This is a genomic window from Leucobacter edaphi (assembly GCF_016522535.1).
Classification (GTDB): Bacteria; Actinomycetota; Actinomycetes; order Actinomycetales; family Microbacteriaceae; genus Leucobacter; species Leucobacter edaphi.
Window position 1 is genome coordinate 399,200 of record NZ_JAEHOI010000011.1, and the last position, 22,140, is coordinate 421,339.

Annotated in this window: 20 protein-coding genes and 1 pseudogene; 2 read left to right on the top strand and 19 right to left on the bottom strand. The window is 69.0% G+C overall.

Features of this window, described 5'->3' with window-relative positions:
* Positions 1–32: 32 nt before the first annotated feature.
* The gene (locus tag JD292_RS11950) at positions 33–1,157 is read right to left on the bottom strand and encodes a hypothetical protein (protein ID WP_200132971.1); all 1,125 of its coding nucleotides are present in this window, start codon (positions 1,155–1,157) and stop codon (positions 33–35) included.
* A 277-nt stretch (positions 1,158–1,434) separates the two neighbouring features.
* Here JD292_RS11950 and JD292_RS11955 point away from each other — a divergent pair, with 277 nt between their 5' ends.
* Positions 1,435–1,839: a DUF4190 domain-containing protein gene (locus tag JD292_RS11955; protein ID WP_200132972.1), complete on the top strand. Its 405-nt coding sequence runs from the start codon at positions 1,435–1,437 to the stop codon at positions 1,837–1,839.
* Between the two features lie 178 nt (positions 1,840–2,017).
* Here the strand turns inward: JD292_RS11955 and JD292_RS11960 are convergent, their stop codons facing one another.
* From JD292_RS11960 to JD292_RS12040, 18 genes and pseudogenes are all read right to left on the bottom strand, one after another.
* Positions 2,018–2,929, bottom strand: a complete 912-nt coding sequence (locus JD292_RS11960) for a DUF817 domain-containing protein (RefSeq protein WP_200132973.1) — start codon at positions 2,927–2,929, stop codon at positions 2,018–2,020.
* A 118-nt stretch (positions 2,930–3,047) separates the two neighbouring features.
* Positions 3,048–4,463: a ribosome biogenesis GTPase Der gene (der, locus tag JD292_RS11965; protein ID WP_200133016.1), complete on the bottom strand. Its 1,416-nt coding sequence runs from the start codon at positions 4,461–4,463 to the stop codon at positions 3,048–3,050.
* A gap of 236 nt (positions 4,464–4,699) precedes the next feature.
* On the bottom strand, positions 4,700–5,425 hold the full coding sequence (gene cmk, locus JD292_RS11970; RefSeq protein WP_200132974.1) for a (d)CMP kinase: 726 nt from the start codon (positions 5,423–5,425) through the stop codon (positions 4,700–4,702).
* Positions 5,410–6,513 (bottom strand): prephenate dehydrogenase, encoded by a 1,104-nt coding sequence (locus JD292_RS11975; protein ID WP_200132975.1) that lies wholly within the window; start codon positions 6,511–6,513, stop codon positions 5,410–5,412. The genes cmk and JD292_RS11975 overlap by 16 nt, the downstream gene beginning before the upstream one ends.
* Before the next feature lie 242 nt (positions 6,514–6,755).
* Positions 6,756–7,469, bottom strand: a pseudogene (locus tag JD292_RS11980) (pseudouridine synthase); the annotation flags it as partial.
* Positions 7,470–7,620: 151 nt separating this feature from the next.
* Complete coding sequence (gene scpB / locus JD292_RS11985; protein ID WP_200132977.1) at positions 7,621–8,370, bottom strand: SMC-Scp complex subunit ScpB; 750 nt, start codon at positions 8,368–8,370, stop codon at positions 7,621–7,623.
* A complete protein-coding gene (locus JD292_RS11990; protein ID WP_200132978.1) occupies positions 8,363–9,238 on the bottom strand; it encodes a segregation and condensation protein A in 876 nt (291 codons plus the stop codon). Before JD292_RS11990 ends, scpB begins: the two co-directional genes overlap by 8 nt.
* An 8-nt stretch (positions 9,239–9,246) precedes the next feature.
* A complete protein-coding gene (locus tag JD292_RS11995; RefSeq protein ID WP_200132979.1) occupies positions 9,247–10,101 on the bottom strand; it encodes a ParA family protein in 855 nt (284 codons plus the stop codon).
* A gap of 42 nt (positions 10,102–10,143) precedes the next feature.
* On the bottom strand, positions 10,144–11,154 hold the full coding sequence (locus JD292_RS12000; RefSeq protein WP_200132980.1) for a site-specific tyrosine recombinase XerD: 1,011 nt from the start codon (positions 11,152–11,154) through the stop codon (positions 10,144–10,146).
* Positions 11,154–11,822, bottom strand: a complete 669-nt coding sequence (locus tag JD292_RS12005) for an NUDIX domain-containing protein (protein ID WP_200132981.1) — start codon at positions 11,820–11,822, stop codon at positions 11,154–11,156. The genes JD292_RS12000 and JD292_RS12005 overlap by 1 nt, the downstream gene beginning before the upstream one ends.
* A complete protein-coding gene (gene pyrG / locus JD292_RS12010) occupies positions 11,815–13,509 on the bottom strand; it encodes a CTP synthase (RefSeq protein ID WP_200132982.1) in 1,695 nt (564 codons plus the stop codon). Before pyrG ends, JD292_RS12005 begins: the two co-directional genes overlap by 8 nt.
* A 96-nt stretch (positions 13,510–13,605) precedes the next feature.
* Positions 13,606–14,865, bottom strand: a complete 1,260-nt coding sequence (locus tag JD292_RS12015) for an AI-2E family transporter (protein WP_200132983.1) — start codon at positions 14,863–14,865, stop codon at positions 13,606–13,608.
* A gap of 140 nt (positions 14,866–15,005) precedes the next feature.
* Positions 15,006–16,697 (bottom strand): DNA repair protein RecN, encoded by a 1,692-nt coding sequence (recN, locus tag JD292_RS12020; protein ID WP_200132984.1) that lies wholly within the window; start codon positions 16,695–16,697, stop codon positions 15,006–15,008.
* A complete protein-coding gene (locus JD292_RS12025; protein WP_200132985.1) occupies positions 16,694–17,626 on the bottom strand; it encodes an NAD kinase in 933 nt (310 codons plus the stop codon). Before JD292_RS12025 ends, recN begins: the two co-directional genes overlap by 4 nt.
* Positions 17,626–18,504: a TlyA family RNA methyltransferase gene (locus JD292_RS12030; protein ID WP_369411247.1), complete on the bottom strand. Its 879-nt coding sequence runs from the start codon at positions 18,502–18,504 to the stop codon at positions 17,626–17,628. Before JD292_RS12030 ends, JD292_RS12025 begins: the two co-directional genes overlap by 1 nt.
* Positions 18,494–18,676 (bottom strand): hypothetical protein, encoded by a 183-nt coding sequence (locus JD292_RS12290; protein WP_233614176.1) that lies wholly within the window; start codon positions 18,674–18,676, stop codon positions 18,494–18,496. Before JD292_RS12290 ends, JD292_RS12030 begins: the two co-directional genes overlap by 11 nt.
* Before the next feature lie 52 nt (positions 18,677–18,728).
* The gene (locus tag JD292_RS12035) at positions 18,729–19,769 is read right to left on the bottom strand and encodes an HAD-IIA family hydrolase (protein ID WP_200132987.1); all 1,041 of its coding nucleotides are present in this window, start codon (positions 19,767–19,769) and stop codon (positions 18,729–18,731) included.
* Entirely contained in the window at positions 19,769–20,821 is a 1,053-nt protein-coding gene (locus JD292_RS12040; RefSeq protein ID WP_200132988.1) for a hypothetical protein, read from the bottom strand. The genes JD292_RS12035 and JD292_RS12040 overlap by 1 nt, the downstream gene beginning before the upstream one ends.
* Between JD292_RS12040 and JD292_RS12045 the strand changes: the two genes are divergently transcribed.
* On the top strand, positions 20,807–22,000 hold the full coding sequence (locus JD292_RS12045) for a hypothetical protein (RefSeq protein ID WP_200132989.1): 1,194 nt from the start codon (positions 20,807–20,809) through the stop codon (positions 21,998–22,000). The two genes, JD292_RS12040 and JD292_RS12045, sit on opposite strands and share 15 nt — an antisense overlap.
* Positions 22,001–22,140: the final 140 nt, after the last annotated feature.

Consider the following 22,140-nt stretch of genomic DNA (forward strand, 5'->3'; position numbering starts at 1 on the left):
CCCGGCCGGAATCTCGACAATCCGGTTGAGAACTACGGCTGATTCAGCCGCAAGAAATTAAGCGTAGATTCAATTAGATCCGTCACGTCCTCAGCAGATGCACGCGAAAAATCAACGTGAACTGAAGCCTCGTGTCGCAGGGCTCTGTCTCCAAAGAAGGCAGGAGTGATCTGATTTCTGTTGCTCTTCTTCCCATCTGGAAGCTTGACTCCTTCGAATCCGTGGCGCACTATCTCCTCCCAGCTACCTTTGGGTTCTGGCCTATCCCTTCGGTTCGGGAAAATGAGCTTCGAAAGCTCGGGCTTGCTTTCCTCAAGGTGCGCAATAAGTGACCTTGAACGAATGATCGGGTCCATACTTATTGCGAGGTCGATCGAACTCCGTCGAATTTCTTCATCCTCGACTTCACCTTCCGCAGGGTCAAAATCGACTCCAAATCGAAACTCCCCAGTCGAGGATCCTTCTGCCCATCGCATTTCAGCGATGAATGCACGATCAATTGTGCAACCACGGACTGGTTCCCAGCCTTCAAGTATCGCCCGGCCGCCTCCTGACGTCACTGTCGCCGCCGAATATAGTCCCTTCTCTTGCAAGATGGCCGCCATTCGCCGAGCGATCACTCGAGTCATGAACTTCTCAGTCACAAAAGACATTGGCTTCCAGGCCTCTAGAGTCCTATCGCAGAAAACCCCGGATATTTCCCTCTCCCACTCGCAAAGCACCTCCACGATTGCGGCGCTGAGTGCTTGTGCAAGCTCATTCGACTCGGAGGTCCCCCAAAGTGCAAAGAGCTCAGTCAAACCATGGAATTGCCATCGCACATCGGATGCCCCTAGTCGCGCCTTGTCAGGGGATAGTGCCGCAAGGTGGAGGGAGACTTCCTCAGTCAGTGACTCGTAGGCCGCTTTCTGTTTTGAACTGAGAAAGTGCCCGAGCTTAACCTCTATCAAAGCTGTTTGTCTACCGTTATCCAGCTTCAAATCGGCCCGGTTGAACGCTGCTGACGCTTCACGTTCGACCGAAGTGGGCACAAACCCTATGATTTCACGCCAGGGACGAGAATCCTGTTCGCTGAGGAAAAATATCAGATCGGAGATATTAGTTTCGGAGGAGAGCAGCCTCCTTAGACCTTTCTTCCCTCCAGATAACGCATGCATGGCACTCGTTGCCTTTCTGCTTCCTTTTGCGCCAATCTAAACATCAGAATGACAATATTGCGCTGCCAGCAACAGCAGAGCCTACATTCCCTGTCACTCTAAGCACCAAAAGTTCGGAATTGACCCCTAAGGGTCTGCACCCTGTGCGTTCATACCCAGGTATCACCGGCTCGATACCCGGGCAGGACGCGCGGGACCATGGTGCGAACGTACCTTGGACATATCACGCACCGATCGGGACTTCCGGCTCGGGCGCACCGCTCGAAAGGAGAGCACAATGTCCACCAGCTTCGCCCCCGACGCCCCCACCGCCGAACAGGCCACCACGGTTCTCGGCGACACGAACGCCGGACCCGCGGCGGCCGCGCCCCGCGGCCCCCAGCCCGATCCGGCCGGCCGCACTCACACGTTCACGATCGCGAGCTTCATCCTCGGCATCGTGTCCGTCGTGAGCGGGTGGACGTTCATCGCCCCGATCGTCGGCCTCACCCTCGGCGTCATTGCCCTGCGCCGCGGAACGAAGGACCGCGCCCTCGCCCTCTGGGGCGTCTGGCTCAACGCGGCGATGCTCGCGATCAGCGCGATCGTGGTCCTCTTCTCGGTGCTGTTCGTTGGAATGGGCCTGCTCGCGGTGCCCTTCATGGATCTCGGTTCCGAGTTCTCGAGCGCGATGATCGGCTAGGTCAACCGGCCGTCGCCGCGCAAGCGGCATCGGCGACCAGGAGCCCGGGAGCTTGGACCTGCACGGTCCGGGCTCCCGGGCTCTGTGCGTGCGGGGGGGGGTGGCGGGGCGGATCCGCGGGGCCGAATCGCGGCCCGGTTCCTTCGCCGTCGCCGTCGCGCCGAGACCCGGCCCAACCTCAGGACCAGAAGCCGCGGCGCCGATCCGGATCCACGCTCCGCGCCTCCCCCGGCGGCAGCGGCGGATACACCCAGGTCACCATCACCACCGAGATGATCATGAGCAGGAACCAGGCGACGATCTTCTGCGGCGAGACCAACTCCCAGCCGTCTTGCTGGGCCGGATAGAGCCACGCGCCCGACCAGGTGGCGATGTTCTCCGCGAGCCAGATGAACGCGGCGACGCCCGCGAACACCGCGAGCAGCGGCACGCGCACCGTGGCGCGCCAGATCCGGAACTGCATGAGCGTGGGGAACCACAGCGCAACGATCCCGGCGATGAGCAGCCACCGGAAATCGAAGATGTAGTGATGCCCGAAGAAGTTGGCGTAGATGCACAGGGCGAGAATGCTCGTGGCCCAGACCCGCGGGTAGCGGACGAAGCGCAGATCGTGGAGCCGGTACACGCGAACCATGTACGAGCCGACGGCCGCGTACATGAATCCGCTGAACAGGGGCACGGCCCCGATCCTGAGCACGCCCTCGGCCTCGTAGGCCCACGATCCGACGTCGGTCTTGAAGAGTTCCATCGCGGTGCCCGTGATGTGGAAGAGCACGATCACCCACAGCTCTCGGCCCGATTCGAGCCTGAACGCAAGCATCCCGATCTGGATCAGGATCGCCGCGATGGTCAGGGCATCGTTGCGGGCGAGAGGCGCGTCGTCCGGGTACCAGAGGCGCGCGGCGACGATGACGGCGAGCAGGAGCGCTCCGAAGATGCACGCCCACGCCTGCTTGAGGAGGAAAACGCAGCACTCGATGAGCACGGCACGCGGGCCGCGATCTGGACGGCCCGACAGGATGCGGTTCGCCGTCCGATCGATCGCGCGCTCGAGCGGGGTGAATTCACCATCGCCGCCGCCGTTCTCCACGGTGCCGAGCCTAGCGACGCGCTTCTGGGGAGTTCCGCAGAGGTGGCCGGTGCGCGGGACGGGGAAACGCGAATCGCCCCGCCGACCTCAGGAGTCGGCGGGGCGATTCGCGTCCGGATCAGCGGCGCAGGCGACGCTCGCGGATGCGCATGTTCAGCACGATGGGCGAGCCCTCGAAGCCGTAGGTCTCGCGCAGGCGGCGCTGGATGAAGCGGCGGTAGCCGGGATCCAGGAAGCCAGAAACGAACAGCACGAACGTGGGCGGGCGGTTCTGCACCTGCGTGCCGAACAGCACCTTCGGCTGCTTGCCACCGCGGAGCGGGTGCGGGTGCTCCTGCACGAGTTCGGCGAGGAACGCGTTGAACTTGCCCGTCGGAATGCGGGTGTCCCACGACTCGAGCGCGGTCTCGAGCGCCGGCACGAGCTTCTCGAGGTGGCGGCCGGTGCGCGCGGAGATGTTGACGCGCGGCGCCCAGTCCACGTGGGCCAGATCCTTCTCGATCTCGCGCTCGAGGTAGCGGCGGCGCTCGTCGTCGAGGAGGTCCCACTTGTTGAAGGCGAGCACGAGCGCGCGGCCCGACTCGAGCACGAGGTCGATGATCCTGAGATCCTGATCGCTGATCTCCTGCGTGACGTCGATCAGCACGACGGCGACCTCGGCCTTTTCGAGGGCGGCCGCGGTGCGGAGCGAGGCGTAGAAGTCGGCGCCCTTCTGCAGGTGCACGCGGCGGCGGATACCGGCCGTGTCGACGAAGGTCCACACGCGACCGGCGATTTCGACCTGCTCATCGACCGGATCGCGGGTCGTGCCCGCGAGGTCGTTGACGACGACGCGCTCCTCGCCAGCGGCCTTGTTCAGGAGGCTCGACTTGCCGACGTTCGGGCGGCCGAGGATCGCGACGCGGCGCGGGCCAGCAAGCTTCGGCTGCGCGACGGCGGACTCCTCGGGAAGCACCTCGATCACCTGATCGAGCAGGTCGGCGACGCCGCGGCCGTGCAGCGCGGAGACGGCGTGCGGCTCACCCAGGCCGAGCGACCACAGCTGCGCGGCCTCGGGATCGAGAACCGCGTCGTCGACCTTGTTCGCGACGAGGAAGACGGGCTTGTTGGTGCGGCGGAGGAGCTGCACGACCCGCTCGTCGGTCGCGGTCGGGCCGACGCGCGAATCGACGACGAACATGACGACGTCGCAGAGCTCGATCGCGACCTCGGCCTGCAGCGCTACCGAGGCGTCGATACCCTTCGCATCGGGCTCCCACCCGCCGGTGTCGACGAGGGTGAAGCGGGTGCCGTTCCAGTCGGCCGCGTAGCTCACCCGGTCGCGGGTGACACCCGGGAGGTCCTCGACGACGGCCTCGCGGCGGCCCAGGATGCGGTTCACGAGCGCGGACTTTCCGACGTTCGGGCGGCCCACGATCGCGACGACCGGAAGCGCCTCAGCGACCGGCTCGGAGAAGCCGAGGAACTCCCCGTCCTCTCCGATGATCGCGATGTCGTCCTCCTCCAGGTCGAAGCCCTGAAGATTCGAGCGCATGGCGCGCAGGCGCTCCTCATCGGTGACGCCCTCTGCGGCGAGCGCCTCGTCGAAGCCCTCACCGACGATCACACCGTCGGCGTCCGCCCCTGCGCTCGCGAACGGGTCCTCTGCGGTGTCGGCGCCCTCGGCGTCCTCGACCTCGAGCCCCTCGGTGAACGCGGCTCCGGCGCCGAGGACCTCGACCTCGGCCTCCTCGGCCGATCCGGTCCCGTTGTTCTGTTCATTACTCATGATCAGCTCTTTTCCGCGGCGCCCTGCACCGCTCGTACGATGTCGATCACAGCCTGCACCGACTGCTCGAAGTCAAGATCGCTCGTGTCGACGAGCGTCACCCCGGGTGCGGGGTTCAGGAAGTCCACGACGAGCGCGTCCTTCGCGTCGCGGGCCTCGATATCGGCGAGGACCTGCGCGTGCGTCATTCCGGGCAGTTCCCCTGCCCGACGGGTGGCCCGGATCTCGGGCGAGGCCGTCATGAGGATACGGACGGGTGCGTCGGGGGCGACGACCGTGGTGATGTCTCGGCCCTCGATCACGACTCCGGGGAGCCCGGATCCGGCGACGATGTCGAGGAACATCGCGTTGAGCCGTTCCCGCACAGCCGGGTGCTTGGAGACCCGGCTCACCTGACCGCTCACCGAGTGCTCCCGGATCGCGGGGGTGACGTCGATGGGTGAGGCACCGACGAGCCCGACCGTGACCCGCTGCTCACCCTGAAGGGTGATGTCGTATGCCCACAGATTCATGAGCCCCTCGACCGCTGCGGGATCGTCGAGGTCGGTTCCAGTCTCGAGCGCCGCCCACGCGAGCGCGCGATACGCGGCCCCCGTGTCGAGGATCCCGAACCCGAGCCGCTCGGCCGCCGCGCGGGACACGCTCGACTTCCCGCTCCCGGCGGGTCCGTCGATCGCGACGAGCAGGGGTGCCTGAGCACCGGCGTTCTCACTCACAGCGTCCTCCATCCGCGCTCGACGAGATCGGCGACCGCGCGCTCCGCCACCTCGGGCAGCACCGCGATCTCCGCGAAACCGATCTGCGCGCCCGGCGAGTGCTCGAGGCGCAAGTCTTCCATGTTAATGCCCAGCTCTCCGAGTTCGGTGAGGAGCCGCGCGAGCTGACCGGGAGTATCGTCCACGAGCACCTGGATCGAGGCGAAGCGCTCCGACGATCCGTGCTTGCCAGGGATCCGGGAGACGCCCCCGTTTCCTGCCGCGAGCAGGTCCGCGATCCGGCGACGCGCGCCCTGCTGCTCCGGGTCGCGGAGCGCGTCGGCGAAGTCCGTGACGTCCGAGGCGAAGGCGTCAAGGAACTCGACGACGGGCACCCGGTTCGCGCCGAGGATCTGCATCCACAGCGCCGGGTCGCTCGACGCGATCCGCGTCGTGTCCCGCAGACCCGCGCCCGCGAGGCCGAGCGACTGCTCGGGGGCGGGCACGAGCCTCGCCGCGAGCAGGCTCGAGACCACCTGCGGCAGATGCGACACCAGGCCGACCGCGCGGTCGTGCTCCTCGGGGGTCATCTCGGTGAGGACGCCGCCGAGGTCGAGCGCGACGGCCTCCACCAGGGCGAGGGCCTCGGCCGGGGTGTCACCGTCGCGGCAGATCACCCACGGGCGACCCACGAACAGGTCTGCGCGCGCCATGATCGCGCCGCCGCGCTCGCGCCCCGCCATGGGGTGAGAACCGACGTAGCGGGTGAGATCCACCCCGCGGCGCAGCAGTTCTGCGTACGGCGCGAGCTTCACGCTGGCCACGTCCGTGACGACGGACTCCGGGTAGGCGGCGAGCGCGCGCTCAACGGCGTCGGCGATCACGTCAGGCGGGGTCGCCACGACCACGAGCGCCGGCTGCGGATCCTCGGCGGTGCGGACGCGTCCGGCCCCGTAATCGGCGGCGAGCGCGACCGTCGTGGGCGACTGGTCCTCGAGGGTGACCTCCACGCCCCGCTCGCGCAGGCCGAGGCCGACGCTCGCTCCGAGGAGGCCGGCGCCAATCACGTGCACCGGCCCGCGACTGCGCGCCGCGAGGCTCTGGCGTTCGGTCTCGTTCATCTCTGTTGTTCCGTTCGTGCTGCGCCCACCGGGGATTCCGGTCATCGTTCGTCCTTCTTGCCGCCGCGGCCGTGCGGGCCGCCGCGGCCGTGCGGGTTGCCCCGGGCGGCGATGCCGCGCATGCCGCGCGCGCCCTTCCCGTCCCCCGGCCGGCCCGCCGTAACGCCCTGATCGGACCGGCGCTTCTTGGCCCCGGCCGCGCCGCCGGACCTCGGCTTGCGCTGGGCTCCGCCGTTCGCCCCGTCCTCGGCCGCGGACAGCAGCGCCCCGCGCTCGGCGGAGGACAGCTCGCGCATCTCGCCGGTGCGCAGCGACCCGAGATGCAGCGGCCCGAATTGCCGCCTGACCAGCTCCTCCACCGGATGCCCCACCTCTGCGAGCATGCGCCGCACGATCCGGTTCTTGCCCGAGTGGAGGGTGAGCTCGACGAGCGAGTGCGAGGCGCCAGCCCCGCCGGGCAGAATCTTCGCCCGATCGGCGGCGATCGGGCCGTCCTTGAGTTCGACGCCGTCCTTGAGACGCTGGATCGTCTGCGGCGTCACGCGCCCGCGCACCTTCGCAACATACGTCTTCATGACGCCGAAGCTCGGGTGAGCGAGCTTGTGGGCGAGCTCGCCGTCGTTCGTGAGGATGAGCAGCCCGCTCGTGTCGGTGTCGAGCCGGCCAACGTTGTAGAGGCGATCATCGATCTGATCGGTGAATTCGCGGAGATCCGGGCGGCCGTTCTCGTCGCTCATCGTGGACACGACGCCGCGCGGCTTGTTGAGCACGAAGTAGCGCTTCGACACGTCGAGCTGCACCACGACCCCGTCCACGCGCACGTCGTCCGTCGCCGGATCGATGCGGCTGCCGAGCTCGCGCTGCACCCGCCCATTGACGGTCACCCGACCGCCCGTGATCAGGGACTCGCAGGCGCGCCGCGAGGCGACGCCCGCGTGCGCGAGCGCCTTCTGCAGGCGGACCGTGCCGTCGTCCTCGGGCGAAGCGTCCGCCCCGGACCCGGCTCCTGATCCGGATCCGCCGCGCGCCGCGGGGTCCCAGCCATACGCCGCGAAATCGACCTCGATCGACTCGCCGTCGACGGAGAACTCCCCGCCGAGGCCGCCGTTAGAGCTGCTCATGTTCGAATCCTTCCGAGCCGTCATCGAGGAGCGGCGAAATGGGCGGGAGCTCGGAGATGTCCCCGATCCCGAGGTACCCGAGCAGCGCGTCCGAGGTGCCGTAGAGCGTCGCACCAGTCTCGGGATCGTGACCGACCTCGGTCACCAGGCCGCGGCCGAGGAGCGTGCGCACGACCGAGTCGACGTTCACCGCGCGGATCGAGGCGATCGCCCCGCGAGAGATCGGCTGCCGGTACGCGATCACCGAGAGCGTCTCGAGCGCCGCCTGAGACAGCCGCGAGGGCGACTGCTGCTGCACGAAATCCGCGACGACCGGGTCGAGCGACTCGCGCACGTAGAAGCGATAGCCGCCCGCGACCTCGCGGAGCTCGAAGCCGCGAGGGGAGCCGGAGCGCCCGGAAGAATCTGCATCGCCCGCGCGCTGCGGGTCGTCGGCTCCGTCGGCTCCGCCCGCGCCGTCGAAGTCAGCGACGAGGCGCGCAAGCGCCCGCCGCACCTCGGCGACCGGCCGATCCGTCGCGGTCGCGAGCGTCACCGCGCTGAGCGGCTCGTCCGCGACGATGAGCAGCGCCTCGAGCTGCTGCTCGAGCGAGTGCTCGGCGCGCGCGCGAGCGAGCGCGGCGGCCTCGGGCGAGACCGGAGCCTCCGGCGACTCGTGCCCCGCCTCCGCACCGGCCGTCGCCGTGTCTTCGACGGTCGCGTCCAGCGTGTCCGCGTCCTGATCGAATTCAGTCATAGTCATTCCCCAGAGTTGCGAGTTCGTCGTCCGACCAGCTGTCGCCCGTCCACTGCACGTGCAGTTCGCCGAGCGGCTCGGCCTGCTCGAAGGTCACCGCTGAGCGTCGGTAGAGCTCGAGGATCGCGAGGAACCGCGCCACGACGACGCCGCGCTCCTCGACGCCGGCCACGAGCTCACGGAAGCTGCGGGCACCGTCGGTGCGGAGCAGCGCGACCACGATCGCCGCCTGTTCTCGAATCGACACGAGCGGCGCGTGCAGATGATCGAGCCCCACGGTCGGCAGCTCGCGCGGCGCGAACGCGAGGGTCGCGATCGCCGCGAAGTCGGCGGCGGACAGCGTCCAGACGAGTTCGGGCCCCGCCTGGCGATACTTCTGGTCGAGAGGAACGAGCCGCGGGTGCCGCGCGCCCTCCGCCTCGAGCCGTTCCCGAAACCAGGCGCTGGCCTGCTTGAACGCGCGGTACTGCAGCAGACGCGCGAACAGCAGATCGCGCGCTTCGAGCAGGGCGATGTCCTCGGCGTCGACGACCTCGCCCTGCGGGAGCAGGCTCGCGATCTTCAGGTCGAGCAGCGTCGCCGCGACCACCAGGAACTCCGATGCCCGATCCAGCTCGACGAGCCCCTGCCCCTCGAGCGAGGCGAGATAGGCGATGAACTCGTCCGTGACCAGGCTCAACGACACCTCGGTGATGTCGAGCTCGTGCTTGCCGATGAGGTTCAGCAGCAGGTCGAACGGCCCGTCGAACACTTCGAGAGTGACGCGGAAGTCGTCGCCGTCACCCATCGCCTGCGGTTCTCCGGGCGCGCCGATCCCGCCGGCCGCGTCGGCGACGCCCGGCTCCGGTTCCGTGTCGAGCGCGTTCATCAGGGCCTCTAGGCGACGATGCCCCGCTGGACCAGCTCGCGCGCGAGCTTCAGATACGCCTCGGACGCGGCGTTCGACGGCGCGTAGTCCAGGATCGGCTTCGCCGCGATCTGCGCGTCGGGAAGCTTGACGGTCCGGCCGATCACGGTGTCGAATACCTTGTCGCCGAAGGTGTCGACGACGCGCTCGAGCACCTCCCGGGCGTGCAGCGTGCGCGAGTCGTACATGGTGGCGAGAATGCCGTCGAGTTCGAGGGCGGGGTTGAGGCGATCCCGCACCTTGTCGACGGTCTCGACGAGCAGGGCGACACCGCGCAGCGCGAAGTACTCGCAGGCGAGCGGGATCAGCACGCCGTGGCTCGCGGTCAGCGCGTTCACGGTGAGCAGGCCGAGGGACGGCTGGCAGTCGATGAGGATCACGTCGTACTCGCCAGCAACCTTGCGGAGTACCCCGGCGAGGATCTGCTCGCGGGCAACCTCGGTCACGAGGTGCACCTCGGCAGCGGACAGGTCGATGTTCGCCGGGATGAGGTCGAGATCCTTGGTGTCGGTGCGCTGGATCGCCTCGCGGGGATCCTTCACCTTGCCGAGCATGAGGTCGTAGATGGTCGGCACGTCATGCGCCGGCACCCCGAGGCCGGCGGACAGCGCCCCCTGCGGATCGAAGTCGACGGCCAGCACGCGGCGGCCGTAACGCGCGAGCGCTGCCGCGAGATTGATCGTGCTCGTCGTCTTGCCGACGCCGCCCTTCTGATTGCACATCGCGATGATGCGCGCGGGACCGTGCCGGTCGAGCTTCGGGGGCGCCGGGATGATCCGTTCGGGTCGCCCGGTCGGCCCCAGCTCGACCTGATTCTTCGCCATACCCAGGGCCCTCCTCACGCGTGGATCCGCTAACGCCCCATCCTATCGCGCCGCGCGGGCGCGCGGATGGGCCTGCAGATAGTGCTCCCGCAGCGTATCCGCGGTGACCTGGGTGTAGATCTGCGTCGTCGTCACGGAGGCGTGCCCGAGCAGCTCCTGCACGGTCCGCACGTCCGCGCCCCCCGCGAGGAGATGCGTGGCGAACGAGTGCCGCAGCGTGTGGGGCGACACCTCGGCGCGGATCCCGGCCCGCTCGGCGGCGGACCGGATCACGAGCCACGCGCTCTGCCGAGACATCCGGCCGCCCCGCGGACCCACGAAGAGTGCCGGCGTTCCGCTCCCCCGCTCGACCATCCCCGGGCGCGCCCGCACGAGGTAGGCGGCGAGCGCGCGCCCCGCGTAGCTGCCGTACGGCACGATCCGCTGCTTCGCCCCCTTGCCGGTCACCCGCAGGAATCCGCCCTCCCCGAGCGCCGCGACCGGATCGCCCCAGGCATCGCCGCGACCGGGTGCCGCGAGGAGATCGTCGACGTCGAGCGCCGTTGCCTCGCTCACGCGCGCGCCACTCGCGTACAGGAGCTCGAGGAATGCCCGGTCACGGAGCGCAACGGGATCGGCGGCGTCGCCCTCGCCTCCCGCTGCGGCGAGCAGCGCCTCGACGTCCTCGACGGGGAGCGCCTTGGGCAGCCGTTGCGCCCGCTTCGGCGTGCGCACCCCGCCAGCGGCGTTCGAATCCAGCGCGCCCTCCTCGAAGAGGAAGCGGTGCAGGCCGCGGACCGTCGACAGCCTGCGGGTGATCGACGCCGGAGCGAGCGGGGGCCGGTCGCCGCTCGGGGATCCGAGCGCGGCGACGTAGTCGGAAAGCGTGCGCGGCGTCACCGAAGCGAGATCCGCGATGCCCTGTTCAGCGAGCCATTCCGCGTAGGCGGCGAGGTCTCGGCGGTAGGCGGCCTGGCTGTGCGGCGAGAGACCGAGCTCGATGGCGACGTGACGGAGAAAGCGCTCCGACCCCGCCGCTGGGGCGAGGCCGGCACTGCGGGGCGTCGCGGCCATCAGCGAGACCGTTCGCCCCGCGCGTTCTCCCGTGCGGTCCACGGGGTTTCCGGGTCGCGCAGCGTCGCCCAGCCGCGATCGCGCGCGACGAGCGCCGCGAGGGCGGCGTTCGCGGTGACCGCGTTCTTGACGCGGCCCGCGAGCACGGCGTCGACGAGTTCCTCGAGCGGCACCCAGCGGGGCACGAGCTCGGCCTCCTCCTCGGTGCGCTCGAACGCGGTGCCGGTCGGGGTGAGGTCGCGGGCGAGGAAGATCCGCATCGCCTCGCTCGTGCCGCCCGGCGAGAGGAACAGGTCGCTGAGCAGGTCCCAGCGCGCAGCGGCGAGGTCCGCTTCCTCAGCGAGCTCGCGACGTGCGGCCGCAAGGCCGGACTCGCCGGGCGCGTCCATGAGCCCGGCGGGGATCTCCCAGTCGCGCTCCCCGATCGCGTGGCGATACTGCCTGATCACGAGCACCTTGCCCGAGTCATCGAGGGCGAGGATCGCGACGGCCCCGGTGTGGTCGAGGTAGTCCCGCACGAGCTCGCCGCCGCCGAACTCGAAGCGGTCGCGCCGCACGTCCCAGACGGCGCCCTCCGCGAGGAGCGCGCTGTCGAGGATCCGCACCGCGGCGGGTTCGTCGGCGAGGAGCCCCTCGCCGACACCGCCCGCGACGGGGTGGTTACTCACCGCTCTCGACCTCGAAAAGGCGCTGCGCCTCGCGACGATCGATCGCGGCGTCCACGAGGCCCGCGAACAGCGGGTGCGGCTTGCCGGGGCGCGAGCGGAGCTCGGGATGCGCCTGCGTGGCGATGTAGAACGGGTGCACGTCACCGGGGAGCTCGACGTACTCGACGAGCGAGCCGTCGGGGCTGGTCCCCGAGAACGAGAGACCGGCCGCCGCGATCTGCTCGCGGTAGCGGTTGTTGACCTCGTAGCGGTGGCGGTGGCGCTCGCTCGCGACGGGCGCGCCGTAGAGGCGCTCGGCGAGCGACCCCTCGGCGAGCGCCGCCTCGTAGAGACCGAGGCGCATCGTGCCGCCGAGGTCGCCGCCGTCGATGATGTCGACCTGCTCGGCCATCGTCGCGATGACCGGGACCGGGGTCTCGGGGTCGAACTCGGTGGAGGAAGCGCCCTCGAGGCCGGCGACGTTGCGCGCGTACTCGATGACCATGCACTGCAGGCCGAGGCAGAGGCCGAGCGTGGGGATCCCGTTCTCGCGGGCGAAGCGGAGCGCGCCGAGCTTGCCCTCGATGCCGCGGATGCCGAAGCCGCCGGGAACGCAGATGCCGTCGACGTCGGCGAGCGCCTCGCGGGCGCCCTCGGGCGTCTCGCAGTCGTCCGACGGAACCCACTTGATGTTCACCTTCGTGGAGTGGGCGAAGCCGCCGGCGCGGAGCGCCTCGGTGACGGAGAGGTAGGCGTCGGGCAGGTCGATGTACTTGCCGACGAGCGCGAGCGTGACCTCGCCCTTCGGGTGGTGCACCGCGTCGAGCACGGGCTGCCAGCCCGTCCAGTCGACGTCGTTCGAGCGCTCGGCGAGGCCGAGGTTCTCGACGATGATCCGGTCGAGGCCCTGATCGTTGAGGAGGCGGGGCAGATCGTAGATGCTGGGCACGTCGATCGCGTTGACGACCGCGCTCTCCTCGACATCGCACATGAGGGCGATCTTGCGGAGGTTGTCCTCCGTGACCGGGCGATCGCTGCGGAGCACGAGCGCGTCGGGCTGGATGCCGATGGAGCGGAGCGCGGCGACGGAGTGCTGGGTCGGCTTGGTCTTCTGCTCGCCCGAGGCGCCCATGAAGGGCACGAGGGAGACGTGCACGAAGAACACGTTGTTGCGGCCGAGCTCGTGGCGGACCTGGCGGGCCGACTCGAGGAACGGCTGCGACTCGATGTCGCCGACGGTACCGCCGACCTCCGTGATGATCACGTCGGGGCGCGGCTCCTCCTCCGACTGGAGGCGCATGCGGCGCTTGATCTCGTTCGTGATGTGCGGGATGACCTGGACCGTGTCGCCGAGGTACTCGCCGCGGCGCTCCTTGGCGATGACGGTCGAGTAGATCTGGCCGGTCGTGACGTTCGCGGCCTGCGACAGTTCGATGCCGAGGAACCGCTCGTAGTGGCCGATGTCGAGATCCGTCTCGGCGCCGTCGTCCGTGACGAAGACCTCGCCGTGCTGGAACGGGTTCATGGTGCCCGGATCAACGTTCAGATACGGATCCAGCTTCTGCATCACCACGCGCAGACCGCGCGCGGTGAGCAGGTTTCCGAGGCTCGCGGCCGTGAGGCCCTTACCGAGAGAGGAGACGACACCCCCTGTCACGAAGATGTGCTTGGTCGTCTTCTCGTGTTCCGCGCGCTGCTCTGTTCCCACGGGCTTCGATCCTATCAGTTGACGGCGGAAAATATTGGTCCCGAGCGGGATCGGTCCACCGATCCCGCTCTCGGCGAACGGACGCTCGCCGAGCGGCTACCGCTGCTCCTGCCGGGGCACCCACACCTGCTTGACGATCATGAGGATTCCGGCCGTGACCGGGATCGCGATGAGCGCGCCGAGGAGGCCGAGCAGGGTGCCGCCAGCGAGGGCTCCGATGACGACGAGCGCCCCGGGCACCGACACCACGCGGTTCATGATGCGCGGCGTCAGCACGTAGGCCTCGATCTGCATGTAGATCAGGTAGTACGCGGCCGCGATGATGGCCGTGAGCGGCGAGTTGAAGAGCGCCACGCTCGCGACGAGGACCGTCGCCATGAGCGAACCGACGAGCGGGATGAGCGCGAGCAGGAACACGCCGACGGCGACCAGGCCGGCGAACGGGACCCCGATGATCGACATCATGATGAAGCCGAGGACGGCGTTGATGAAGGCGAGCGTCACCATGCCGCTCACATACCCACCGACCGACTTGGTGACCTGCTCCGTGATGTCCATCACCTTCGCACGGCCGGAACGCGGCACGAGCATGTAGAACGCCCGCTTGATCGTGCGCAGCGAGGCGAGGAAGTACAGGGTGAGGATCAGGATGATCAGCGCGGAGGTGAGGCCGTTCGCGATACCGATGCCGGCCTGCCAGACGCCGCCGGCGACCTGCGCGATGTTCTGCGGGTTCGTGATGAAGTCCTGGCCGGTCTTCAGGAGCTCGTCGAGATTGACGAAGTTGCCGAAGCGGTGCTGCAGGTCGTCGAACCAGCCCTGGTTGCTGATGTCGTTGATGAGGGCGGGCGCGCTCTTGACGAGGAGCGTGATCTGGTTGGCGATCATCGGGATGAGGATGCCGAGGATGACCCCGATCACGATCACGAACCCGCCGAACACGATCGCGATGCCGAGCCCCCGCTTGATGTGCTTGCGCTCCAGCCAGCGCACCACGGGATCGAGGCCGAGCGCGACGAACAAGGCCGCGGCGACGTACATGATGATCGTGCTGAGCTGCCCGATGATCCCGCCGACGAGGATCGCGACGAGCACACCCAGCGTGACCGTGAAGCCGAGCTGGAAGGGGCCCTTGACCACGAACTGCTTCGTGCGGTCGTGTTCGCGCTCCTCCTGCGCGTCTTGCGCGGCCTCGTAGGCGTCGCGGTACATCTCGCGCGTGTCCGCGTCCATCTGCTCGATATCGGCGTGCAGGACCACTGCGGGCGGGCGGGGCTTCGCGGTCTCGCCCGTGGTTTCAGGACGCGTCGCGGCTCGCTCGCTCGTGGATCGGCCGCGCCCGAAGATCTTTTTCATGTTCGGAGAGTAGCACCGCCCGCCGACATCGGTGGAGCTGCTCCCGCGGCTCGCCGTCGATTCGCTGCCGGATCAGGGAGGAAAGCCCGCGGGCAGCCGGCACCCGGGGGATTCACCCCGGCCGGATCCGACTGCCAGATTCAGGCGGCGTCGCGGAGCGCGAGGAGCTCGGCTGCGTGCTCGAGCGCGCTCTCCGAGTCGCTCAGGCCGGAGAGGAGGCGGGCCATCTCGGCGAGGCGATCGTCGCCGTCGAGGCGGCGGCAGCTGCTCTCGGTGAAACCTCCCGCCGAGTCCTTCACGATCTGCAGGTGGTTGTTCGCGAAGGCCGCGACCTGCGCGAGGTGCGTGACGACGATGACCTGCGAGGTGCGGGCAAGACGTCCGAGGCGGCGGCCGATCTCGATCGCGGCTGCGCCGCCGACGCCAGCGTCGACCTCGTCGAAGACGAAGGTCGGAACGGGATCGACGCCGGCGACAACGACCTCGAGCGCGAGCATCACGCGCGACAGCTCGCCGCCGGACGCGCTCTTCGCGATGGGGCGAGGCTGCGCGCCGGGATGCGGGGCGAGGAGGAGCTGCACCTCGTCGCCACCCGCCGAGCCGAGCTGGTCGAGCGGCGACACGCGCGCGACGAAGTTGGCGTCCGGAAGCGCGAGCTGCCGGAGTTCGATCGTCACGAGTTCGGACAGCCGTTCCGCAGCCGCGGTGCGGAGCGCCGTCACCCGCGCAGCGAGCTCCTGTTCACGCGCGGTTTCTGCGGCAAGTTGCTCGGCAAGGCCCTCGATGCGATCGTCGTCGCCGTCGAGTTCTGCGAGCCGGATCGCTGAGCGCTCGGCGGAGGCGATCACCTCGTCGCTGTCGGCCCCGTACAGGCGGAACAGCGCGGTGAGGTCGGCGAGGCGGGCGTTCGCTCGCGCGAGCTCGCCCGGCCCTTCCTCGTCGAGGTCGGCGGCGTAGGCCGCGAGCTCGCGGGCGGCGTCGGACAGCTGCAGGCTCGCACCCTGCAGGGTCTCGAGCACCGCGGCGAGCCGCTGATCGTGATCCGCGACCCGTTCCACCTCGCGGGCCGCGCTGTCGACGAGGCTCGTGGCGTCGCGGGCCATCGGATCGTCGGAATCGCTCACAAGGGCCTCGTGCGCGAGCGAACTCGCCGAGCGCAGTGCCTCGACATTGCTCAGCACATCGATTCGGCGGCTGAGCTCAACTTCCTCACCCGATTGCGGATCGACCTCCGCGATCTCCTCGAGTTCCTGCCGCAGCCGGGCGGCTTCTGCCGCGCGTTCCTCCTTGGCCGCGGTGAGCGCTTCGACCTCGGCCGAGAGCCGCTGCCGCTCGCGATGCGCGCTGCGGTACTTCCCCAGGACCTCGGCAAGTTCTCCGCCCCCGAAGCGGTCGAGCGTCTCGCGCTGGGCGGCCTGGGAGCGGAGCCTCAGCTGTTCCGACTGGCCGTGCACGGCAAAGAGGTGATCGGCGAGGCGGCCGAGGCTTCCGACCGGGGCGCTCGCCCCGCCGACAGAAGCCCGGGACCTGCCCTCGGAGCTCACGGTCCGGTTCAGGATCAGTTCTTCGTCTTCGATCTCGCCGCCGATCTCCTCGACGAGTTCGCGCACCTCAGCGTCGTCGGTGCGAATGATGCCGTTGACGCGCGCCTGGGCAGCCCCCGAGCGGACGGCACCGGCGTCGCTGCGCTCGCCCATGAGGAGACCGAGGGCGCTCACGACCATCGTCTTTCCCGCGCCGGTCTCGCCGGTGATCGCGGTGAATCCGGGCCCGAGGGGAAGCGTCGAGTCGACGATGACGCCGAGGTCGCGGATCCGCAGTTCCTCGATCACGAGATCTCCTCGCCGACGGGACGGGAGCCGCGCCAGCCGGAGACCGGCAGGTGGAACTTGCGCACGAGACGGTCGGAGAACGGCCCCTCGCTGAGGCGGGCCAGCCGAACGAACTTCTGCGAGCGGCGCGCGCGCACGAGTGCGCCAGCCGGGAGCTCCGTGCGCCTGCGGCCGTCGCACCAGAGCACGCCGGGACCGATGTTCTCGGGAAGAATGCGCACGCTCAGCTCGGAGCGCGCATCGGTGACGAGGGGCCTGTTGAACAGGGCGTGCGCGGCGATCGGTACCATGAGCATCGCCTGGACACCGGGCCAGATGACCGGTCCGCCCGCCGAGAAGGCATAGGCGGTGGAGCCCGTTGGCGTGGCGATCACCATGCCGTCGCAGGCGAAGTTCGATACGGCGCGGCCGTCGATGCCGATCTCGACCTCGAGCATGCGGCGCCGCTTCTCGACGCTGGCCTCGTTGAGCGCCCAGGTGGACGCGATGATCTCGCCGTCGAGACTCGCTTCGACGTCGATCGTGAACCGTTCCTCGACCGTGTAATCACGGGCGAGGACGCGCTCGATCGTGGCGTCGAGGTCGTAGCTCTCCATCTCGGCGAGGAAGCCGACGTGGCCGAGGTTGACCCCGACGATCGGGCACTCGGTGCCGCGGAGGAGTTCCGCGGCGCGCAGGATCGTGCCGTCCCCTCCGAGCACGATCGCCGCCTCGAGCGCGGCGGCAGGGACGTCTGCCCCGAGCTCGGAGATGCGCCGGGCGGCGAGGTGCGGCGCGAACTCGGCCAGGTCGTCCCCGTGCATGACCGGGGTGACGCCAGCGTGCTCGAGCGCGACGGCGGTCTCGAGCGTTGCGGCAATCGCCTCGGGGCGGTGGGTGTGGGAGATGATCAGTATGCTCCGATCGGCACTCCCGGCGTGCGGAACCATCAGGCGCTCCCCCTCCCTCTGCTCTCGTGTGCGTGCGACACGGGATCGGCCGAGACCACCTCGGCGATGCGGCGTTCCCATTCTGCCGGATCGCCGCCGTCAGCGGCAGCGGTCGCGCTCAGGTGGATCAAGAACTCGCGGTTGCCCGTCCCGCCGACAACGGGCGAGACCGCGAGGTTCACGGGGACGAGCGGGGTCTCGCGGGCGGCCGCGAGCACCTTCAGGATCGCCTCGCGCCACTGATCCGGATCGGTGACCACGCCATCGCGCACCCTACCGACCTCGAATTGAGGCTTGATCAGGAGAACTGCTTCACCTTCCCGGTCGATGACCGCCGCGATCGCCGGGAGCACGAGCGTCAGCGAGATGAAGGAGAGGTCGGCGACGACGAGGCTTGGGGCCGCGGCGATCCCGGTGTCCGCAGCGAGGTTCTCGGGACTGAGATCGCGCGCGTTGCGCCCCTCGACGAGGCGCACGCGGGCATCGCGTGCGAGCTCCGGCGCCAGCTGATCGTGCCCGACGTCGATGGCCTGCACCGCCTCGGCGCCGCGCTCCAGGAGCACCTGCGTGAAGCCCCCGGTGGAAGCGCCCAGATCGAGGGCCAGCCGTCCCGCGGGGTTGACGGCGAAACGATCGAGTCCGGCGATGAGCTTGTGGGCCGCACGCCCCACGTAGTGGTCCTCACCCTCGATCTCGAGCGCCGCCCCTGAGCGCACCCGATAGCCGTGCTTCGTGACGACGACCCCGTCGACGCGGACACGACCCTCCGAGATCAGCTCGGCAGCCCGGCTGCGCGAACGCGCAAGGCCCAGCTCGGCGAGCGCCCGATCGAGCCGACTCGCCTCACCGTTCCACACCTCGCGCCGCTCAGGCGCCACCGCGGTCTCCGCGCTGCAGCTCGGCCAGCAGCTCGTCGTGGAGCTGTTCGAAGCCCGCGGCCCGCTGAGCGAGCGGCTGCGCTTCGATGAGCTCGACGCGATCCAGCAGCTCCGCCTCATCGCTCACCGGGGCAGCGCCGGTGGGCTCTGGGGACTGCTGTGGATCGTTCATGTGCCCAGCCTAGCGCCGGCCACCGACACGGACGCTGACGGGGAGCGGCGGGTCAGTTCCAGTGATCCCGGTAGAGAATCTCGGGGACCTTGAGCCCGTAGATCGCGAGCCCGGAGTTCCAGATGGCCGCGCATCCCGCGCGCAGCAGGTTGATCGGCTGATCCCCCTCCGCAACGACCCGGACGATATGCCCCTCCATCACGACGCGCGCAGAACCCACTTGGTAGACGTCGCCGCGCAGGCGCTCCGTCTCCGGATACGGCTCGTGCAACTCCGCGAGGGAAGCGACGATGAAGTCCGGCTGCATATCGCGCGATGCCGCGACCAGCTGTTTCGGCCGATCGACACCGGTGAGGACGTGCAGCGAAGGGATCCCTGCCGCTCGCGCGCCCTTGATATCGGTGTCGAGGCGGTCGCCCAGCATGAGCGCGTTCCGGGTACCGAAGCGATCGAATGCGGCCTCGAAGATCGGCGTCTCGGGCTTGCCTGCGAAAATCGGAAGCCGCTGCACGGCGGTGTGCACCGCCGACACGAGCGTGCCGTTGCCCGGCGCGAGGCCCCGAGCGACGGGGATCGTCCAGTCGGTGTTCGTCGCGATCCAGGGCAGCTGCGTGCCGTCGGCGCGCTCGGCGAGCGCGAACGAGGCCTCGGCGAGCTGTTCCCAGCCCACCTCCGGGGCGAAGCCCTGGACCACGGCAGCGGGATCGTCTTCCGCGCTCCTCGTGACCCCGAAGCCCGCTTTTCCGAGCTCGTCAACGAGCCCATCTCCCCCGATCACGAGCACGGTCGAACCGGCGGGAACGGTCTCCCGGAGCAGCGCAACAGCGGCCTGCGGCGAGGTCACGACGTCGTCGGCCCCGGCGCGCAGGCCGAGTCCGCTGAGGTGCTCGGCCACCGCGCGATCCGTGCGCGAGGCGTTGTTGGTGAGGTACCCGATCCTGACCGATTCCGCGGCCCGATTGAGTTCCTCGACGGCTCCCGGAATGGCTCCGGGACCGCGGTAGACGACCCCGTCGAGATCGGCGAGCAGCAGCTCGCGACCCGCGATCGGGGCGTCCCCGAAGCGACCTTTCCCTCGACCGAAGAGCGCCACTAGCGCGCCTCCTCCGTGCCGCCGTCGACGCCCGTCTCCGCGGCGTCGCCATCGCTCTCGGCACCGGAGTCGTCGCCGGAGTCGTCGCCGGATCCGGTGATGCCGGCCTCCGCGAGGAGCTCATCGACCTCGGCCGCGATCTCGTCCTCGAACGCTCCCGGAGCTTCGGGTGCAGCATCGGCCGCGACATCCGGGGCATCCGACCCACCTGCGGTGTCTTCAGCCGCGGGCGCAACCGCCCCGGTCGCCTGCTCCGCCGACCGATCCGCGTCGGTGATCTGATCCCCGTCGGCGGCCGGATCCTCGACGGTGACGTCCTCGGAATCCTCGTCGGTCTCTTCCTCGGCCCCCTCCTCGATCGGGGACTCGTGGATCTCAAAGACCTCAAGCTCATCGTGACCACCCATGTGCTCCTGCAGCGCCGCTGCGGCCTGATCAGCGCGGGCGTACCACTCATTCGCCTCGTCGCCGCGGTCGAGATCCTCGAGCACTGCGGCATACGCCCCGAACAGTTCGGGGCTCCAGGAGAACGCCTTGCGCGGATCGAGTTCCGGGATCTCGAGCTCGAACAGCGCCTGCTGCGCCTGGCCCAGGTCGAGACGCGCGCCCGACATGGCGATCGCGAGGTGCACGCGCTGCTCCGTGTCGAGCTTCTCGCGGTCGACCGCGAGACCCGTCTCGATCGCCTTCTCGGGACGGCCGAGACCGCGCTCGCTATCGACCATGAGCGCAACGTGCCCCTCGAGGCCGCTCAGGCGCCGGTAGGTGCGCAGCTCGCGCAACGCGAGCGCGAAGTCCCCGGTCCGGTAGGCGGTCACCGCGAGGGTTTCGCGCGCGACCGGAATGCGGCCCGCGCGACGGCTCGCCGATAGCGCGTGTTGGTGCGCGAGCTCGGGATCATCGTCGATGAGCAGCGCCACCATTGCGAGGTGCTTCGCCACGCGATCCTGCACGTCGACCTGCAGCGTCTTCAGCTCGTTCCGAGCCGCGGGATGCAGATCCTTGGCCTGAATGTCTTCGGGGAGGATCGGGTCGTTATGCTCAGCGCGCACGGGGCGCAGCTCGTGCTGGAGCCGCTCCGCCTCGGTGTACTCGCGGTCGCTCCCTCCGCGGTCGCTCCGGCCGCCGCCGCGCGTGCCGCCACGACCCTGGGGTCCTCGATCGCCACGATCGTCAAAGCTCCGACGAGGGCCGCGATCCCCGGCAAACGAGCGGCGGTCTCCGCCCCGGTCGTCACGATCCCCACGGTATGCACGTCGTTCGCCGCCCTGCTGCTCGCGATCGCCACGGAACGGACGACGATCGCCGTCCTGGCGACGGTCACCCCCGTAGGAGCGACGGTCGCCGCCACGATCATCACGATCGCCGCGGAACGGACGACGCTCGCCATCCTGGCGGCGGTCACCACCGTACGAACGACGGTCCCCGTCCTGACGGCGGTCCCCGCCGTAGGAGCGACGCTCTCCATCACGATCACCGCGGAACGGACGACGGTCACCATCCTGACGACGGTCACCCCCGAAGGAACGACGGTCCCCGCCACGATCATCACGGTCGCCACGGAACGGACGACGGTCACCATCCTGACGACGGTCACCCCCGTAGGAACGACGCTCGCCGCCACGATCATCACGATCACCTCGGAACGGACGACGCTCGCCATCCTGACGACGGTCACCCCCGAAGGAACGACGGTCCCCGCCACGATCATCACGATCGCCACGGAACGGACGACGGTCACCATCCTGACGACGGTCACCCCCGAAGGAACGACGGTCCCCGCCACGATCATCACGATCACCGCGGAACGGACGACGGTCACCATCCTGACGACGGTCACCCCCGAAGGAACGACGCTCGCCGCCACGATCATCACGATCTCCACGGAACGGACGACGGTCGCCATCCTGACGACGGTCGCCGCCGTAGGAGCGACGCTCCCCGTCCTGGCGACGGTCGCCGCCGTAGGAGCGACGCTCCCCGTCACGATCACCGCGGAACGGACGACGGTCGCCATCCTGACGACGGTCGCCGCCGTAGGAACGACGGTCCCCGCCGCGATCATCACGATCGCCGCGGAAGGGGCGACGCTCTCCGTCCTGGCGGCGTCCGCTGGTGTCGCGGAAGTCGCGGCGGTCATTATCGCCGGAGCGCTTCCGGGGTCCTCGATCGGCGGGTGTGTTCCGCTCGTCACGATCGTTCATTGGTTTCCTCCCGGAATACGCTATTGAAATATTGAAGTATAAATGGGTCGAGGGTCGTACGTGACTGCCGGCTGTGGCGGTCTCGTACGACCCTCGATGAAAAGGTGTCCGGCGGTGTCCTACTCTCCCACACCCTCCCGAGTGCAGTACCATCGGCGCAGTCAGTC

Excerpts from the sequence above, each read along its gene's own strand:
- JD292_RS11950 (WP_200132971.1), bottom strand. The coding sequence starts at position 1,157 with ATGCATGCGTTATCTGGAGGGAAGAAAGGTCTAAGGAGGCTGCTCTCC.
- JD292_RS12000 (WP_200132980.1), bottom strand. The coding sequence starts at position 11,154 with ATGGCCGCGACGCCCCGCAGTGCCGGCCTCGCCCCAGCGGCGGGGTCG.
- JD292_RS11975 (WP_200132975.1), bottom strand. The coding sequence starts at position 6,513 with ATGAACGAGACCGAACGCCAGAGCCTCGCGGCGCGCAGTCGCGGGCCG.
- JD292_RS12290 (WP_233614176.1), bottom strand. The coding sequence starts at position 18,676 with ATGAACGATCCACAGCAGTCCCCAGAGCCCACCGGCGCTGCCCCGGTG.
- cmk (WP_200132974.1), bottom strand. The coding sequence starts at position 5,425 with ATGGAGGACGCTGTGAGTGAGAACGCCGGTGCTCAGGCACCCCTGCTC.
- JD292_RS12025 (WP_200132985.1), bottom strand. The coding sequence starts at position 17,626 with ATGGTTCCGCACGCCGGGAGTGCCGATCGGAGCATACTGATCATCTCC.
- JD292_RS11990 (WP_200132978.1), bottom strand. The coding sequence starts at position 9,238 with ATGAACGCGCTCGACACGGAACCGGAGCCGGGCGTCGCCGACGCGGCC.
- JD292_RS11955 (WP_200132972.1), top strand. The coding sequence starts at position 1,435 with ATGTCCACCAGCTTCGCCCCCGACGCCCCCACCGCCGAACAGGCCACC.
- der (WP_200133016.1), bottom strand. The coding sequence starts at position 4,463 with ATGCGCTCGAATCTTCAGGGCTTCGACCTGGAGGAGGACGACATCGCG.
- JD292_RS11995 (WP_200132979.1), bottom strand. The coding sequence starts at position 10,101 with ATGGCGAAGAATCAGGTCGAGCTGGGGCCGACCGGGCGACCCGAACGG.
- scpB (WP_200132977.1), bottom strand. The coding sequence starts at position 8,370 with ATGACTGAATTCGATCAGGACGCGGACACGCTGGACGCGACCGTCGAA.
- JD292_RS12015 (WP_200132983.1), bottom strand. The coding sequence starts at position 14,865 with ATGAAAAAGATCTTCGGGCGCGGCCGATCCACGAGCGAGCGAGCCGCG.
- JD292_RS12045 (WP_200132989.1), top strand. The coding sequence starts at position 20,807 with ATGCTCAGCGCGCACGGGGCGCAGCTCGTGCTGGAGCCGCTCCGCCTC.